Source organism: Mycobacterium sp. (genome assembly GCF_050701675.1).
In the GTDB taxonomy this organism is placed as follows: Bacteria; Actinomycetota; Actinomycetes; order Mycobacteriales; family Mycobacteriaceae; genus Mycobacterium.
In genome coordinates this window covers 1-3641 of record NZ_JBOGDD010000016.1, presented here as the reverse complement: position 1 = coordinate 3641, position 3641 = coordinate 1, and the positions used below count along the sequence as shown (strand labels likewise).

The following is a 3641-nucleotide window of genomic DNA, read 5'->3' as shown; positions in this document are numbered from 1 at the left end:
CGAGGCGATGAAGTACGAGAACCGCCATGACCCGTACCGGTTCTTCGACGAGCTTCGCAAGACGCCCGTCGTGCAGGTCGCCGACAAGGTCTATGTCGTGACCGGCTACCGCGAGCTGCTGCAGCTCGCACACGACCCGCACGTCAGTTCCGACATTTCGAAGAGTCCGATCTCGGCCCAGCCGGCGGCTCACGCCCAACCCGACGTCGGCGCCGAGCACATGCAGGCCTACGGCCGGGAAGCCAGCCTGATCGTCTCCGATCCGGCCAAGCACGACAAGCAGCGCCGGCAGGTCATGCGGCACTTCGCACCGCCGCACTCCCCGAACGTCATCCCCGACATGGCGGCCGACATCCAGACGTTGTGCAACGACTTGCTGGACCGGACCAAGGCCAAGGGCGGCAACACCTTCGACGTCGTCGACGACTACGCCTATCCGGTTCCAGTCGCAGTCATCTGCCAGATCCTCGGTGTTCCCCTGAAGGACGAGCCGACCTTTCACGGCTGGATCTTCGACTTCATGGCCGGGGCGGACATGGGGCCGGACGCCGCGACCGAGGAAGGGAAGGCACGCCTGGAAAGGGGCCGCGTAAGCATGGCTGCAATGAAGCAGTACATGGCCGGTCTGATCGAGGGCTTCGTAAAGGAGCCCGGTGACAACGTGTTGTCGAAGTTGGTGAGCGATACGGACGGCCCCGACGGTGCCATGGCGCCCGCTGAGGCCGCGGCCAATGCGCAGCTACTCCTGATCGCCGGGCACGACTCGACGGTGAACACCATCGCGCACTGTGTGCTGCTCCTGCTTCGCAACCCCGAGTCGATCGACCTGCTACGCGAGAAGCCCGAACTGATTCCGAAGGCGATCGAGGAAGTGCTGCGGCTGCAGTCGGCCGTGCAGTTCTTCCCCAGCCGCAGCGTCACCGCCGACGTCGAGGTCGGCGGGACCGTCATCCCTGCGGGTTCGGCGGTGCATCTGCTTTACGGCGCGGCCAACCGTGACCCGAAGCGGTTCCCCGAGCCCGAGAAGTTCGACATCCGGCGCCCCGACAACCAGCACGTCGGCTGGGGCCGCGGCGTCCACAGTTGCGTCGGCGGCCCACTGGCGCGGCTCGAGGTCAACATCGCGTTGGAGACGTTCCTGCGGCGCGTGGAGAACCCGCGGCTGGTCGTCGACCCGCCGCCCTACCGGGTCAACCAGGTGTTCCGCGGCCCGCTGCATCTCGAGGTCGAGTTCGACCGGATCCTGTGAAGGCCTTCCAGTTCGTCGAATGGCAACGGCCGGGCCAGCTCCGGGACGTGCCAGTGCCCGAGCCAGGGCCGGGGGAGGTGCTCGTCACGGTCGGTGGCGCCGGTGCCTGTCACTCGGATCTGCACCTGCTCGAACTACCTGCAGGAGCGAGGTCTTTCGCGCTGCCGTTCACGCTTGGCCACGAGAACGCCGGATGGATCGAGACGATGGGCCCTGGCGTCACGGGCTTCACATCGGGAGATCCCGTCATCGTGTACGGGCCATGGGGTTGTGGCCTGTGCATGAATTGTCGCCAGGGCATGGAGAACTACTGCCAGACACCGGGCAAGCCCAGTCCCGGCGGGCTCGGCGGCACCGACGGTGGGATGGCCGAGTATGTTCTCGTTCCCTCGACGCGGTACCTGATTCCGTTGGGTGCGTTGGACCCTCGCGAGGCCGCCCCGCTGAGCGATGCCGGGCTGACCAGTTATCACGCCGTGAAGCGATCGGTCCATCTGCTCGGGCCCGGCTCGACGGCCGTCGTCATCGGTGCTGGTGGGCTCGGGCAGATGGCGATCCAGGTGCTCAAGGCGCTGTCCGCAGCGACAACCGTTGTCGCGGTGGATACCTCGGAAGACAAGCTGAAGATCGCGAAGCGGTTCGGCGCCGACGAGGCACTTGTCTCCGGACCGGACGCCGTCACGACGATCAGGGGCATCACCAAGGGCCACGGGGCCGAACTCGTCCTCGACCTCGTCGGCGTCAACGCCACCCTGACCATGGCGGCGCAGGTGGCCCGGGTCCTTGGTCACCTCACCATCGTCGGCGTCGGCAACGCGGCACTGCCGGTCAACTTCTCCAGCCCACCGCACGAATGCTCCGTGGCGTCACCGTTCTGGGGGTCCATCCCCGAACTCATCGAGGTCATCTCGCTGGCTCAGGCCGGCAAGATCAAGATGCTCATCGAACACTTCCCGCTCGACGGCGCGGCACACGCCTACCACCTGCTGCACGACGGCAAGATCCAGGGCCGCGCCGTCATCACGCCGAACGACTAGTGGGTAGCGATCGCCGAGTGCACGCTTGTTCGCGGCCCTTCTCGCGAAACGCGTACAACAACCGTACTTTCGGCGTTTGAGTTCGCGACGAGCGCGAAGACCTCTCGCTCGCGGGGCTAGTTCCCTCGCACTCGTGGTTGCCGACGAACTGCCCAGCGTCCTGCTGATGGTCGGATACACGTGGGCGGGACTGTTCCTACTCTTCGCCGCCTGAGGGGCCATTCACGCCGTCGTAGCCGCCTTCACCGCGGGCGGCTTTGCGGATTTCCGGAAAATGCGGGATTTGAGGGCCGTCGCCCGCTTCTCCACCACGAACCAACTCACGGCGGCCACCGGAATGGTGGCTGCCGTCGCGACGACGAAGAACACGAACGGATTCAACGAGGCAAGCCCGAAGGTAGCCAGCAACTGTTGGATCGGGAATGCGTAGATGTACACGCCGTACGAGAAGTCGTGGCGCAGTCGCGCTTTGCGGATGAGGGCGCCCGAAACGATGATGGCGTAGGCCAGCGGCAAGGCGGCGACGAGTCGATAGTTTTGGGTAAACCCGGAGGCCACGACGATGGCGACGCTGAGCGCGACCAACGACCAGCGGGCAGGCACCTTGTCCTGGTACTGGTAGAACATCGCGCCCGCGAGGAACACGACGGCGAATCGGGCCAGCATCTGCGCCATGCTGTACGACGGCGGTGTGTACGAGACGTAGGCCGACCAGCACACCGCCAAGACGAACAGGGTCGGAATTGTCCAGCGCCGCTTCAGAAGGCCGACGAACCCGAGTACGGAGACCATGACGTCGCAGAGCAGTACGAAGAAGAGGGTCCAGATGGACGCGTTCCACACCCCCGGATACGGCACATTCGTTGGCGTGCCGTCGATGCCCATGTAGGCCACGTTGAGCAGGGCGTTGTTGACCGCATACCCGATCTCTGATGACAACGTGACTGAGGTGCCCTGGATCTTGGCCGCGACCGGAGCGATGACGAAGGCAATCACCAGCAGGCACACCCATAGGCCAGGGAAGATCCGCAGAACGCGGGACGCCCAATACTCCTTCAGATATGGGCGGCGCATCCAAGCTGCAGTGATGAGGAACCCGGAAATGACGAAGAATCCGTCGGCAAACATGTCGCTGAGCAGCCGTACCGCTGGCGCATAGCTGATCTCGCGGCCGGTGAGGGGCCAGGAGTGCCAGAAGACCACTCCTATCGCGAGGACGAGTCTCCACGTGGTCAGAGCGTTGTGCCGTCGATCGAATACCTGCCCCAGTTTCATGAACCTCCCGGGGGTGTCGACGTTTTCCGCCAAATGATACCCATGGAGCCGCCAAAATTTCTTTGCTGGCCGACGTGCAG

Annotated in this window: 3 protein-coding genes; 2 read left to right on the top strand and 1 reads right to left on the bottom strand. The window is 64.7% G+C overall.

Features of this window, described 5'->3' with window-relative positions:
- The coding region (locus ACRDUX_RS00465) for a cytochrome P450 (RefSeq protein WP_526409959.1) at window positions 1–1249 on the top strand (1249 nt) is incomplete at its 5' end.
- 47 nt (window positions 1250–1296) lie between these two features.
- Window positions 1297–2286 carry an NAD(P)-dependent alcohol dehydrogenase gene (locus ACRDUX_RS00460; protein WP_526409957.1) on the top strand — a complete coding sequence of 330 codons (990 nt, stop codon included), beginning with the start codon at window positions 1297–1299 and terminating at the stop codon, window positions 2284–2286.
- Between the two features lie 222 nt (window positions 2287–2508).
- Here the strand turns inward: ACRDUX_RS00460 and ACRDUX_RS00455 are convergent, their stop codons facing one another.
- Window positions 2509–3561, bottom strand: coding sequence for an acyltransferase family protein (locus ACRDUX_RS00455; protein WP_526409955.1), 1053 nt, complete (start codon window positions 3559–3561; stop codon window positions 2509–2511).
- Window positions 3562–3641 lie beyond the last annotated feature (80 nt).